This is a genomic window from Brevibacterium renqingii, assembly GCF_017808105.1.
In the GTDB taxonomy this organism is placed as follows: domain Bacteria; phylum Actinomycetota; class Actinomycetes; order Actinomycetales; family Brevibacteriaceae; genus Brevibacterium; species Brevibacterium renqingii.
This window is the reverse complement of the sequence record NZ_JADBHF010000036.1, coordinates 1-583: the sequence shown is the minus strand read 5'-3', so window position 1 is coordinate 583 and position 583 is coordinate 1. Positions and strand designations below refer to the sequence as shown.

Genomic DNA, 583 nt, shown 5'->3' with positions numbered 1-583 from the left:
CGTAATGCCTCATGTCAATATGCCCGCGAAAAGTAGTCGATGCCTCACATGGTTTTGCCCGCGAAACTCATCCGGTCTTGACCCTGACGCCCTTGCGTACCTCCGGCAGGGCTGACGGGAACGATGCCAGGTATAACTGCTCGGTCTTCTCGCGTGAGAGAACCAGCAGCCGGTCCTGGACCCGGGCGATCTCGGCAGCGATCTTCGCCGGGTTGAGACTGTCTCGATACGCCGTCATCTCCTGCACCTGTTTCGGCGACAGGACACCGGCGTCAAGGAGCCTGTCGAAGGGTGTACGCGGGGCGTCGTAGACCCGTTTGCGTCGCCCGTTCCTTGTCGAGGAGTAGCCGGTGGGTTTGATCGTGGGCATCAGGTAGTTCACCCGATCATTGACCAGGCGCCAGAGTCGGTTGAGGGCGCGTCTTTCCAAGTCGGTGTCATAGCGGTAGTAGAACCCGTAGCGGCGGACGACGTGGTTGTTCTTCGACTCGACCGTGGCCTGATCATTCTTCTTATACGGCCTGGATCGGGTGAAGTAGATGCCCCGCGACCCGGCCCATTCGATGACGTACTGGTTGAGGAA

1 pseudogene is annotated in these 583 nt (G+C 59.7%); it reads right to left on the bottom strand.

The features are described 5' to 3' along the window. Window positions 1-447: 447 nt before the first annotated feature. A pseudogene (locus tag IHE57_RS16865) lies at window positions 448-583 on the bottom strand (integrase catalytic domain-containing protein); the annotation flags it as partial.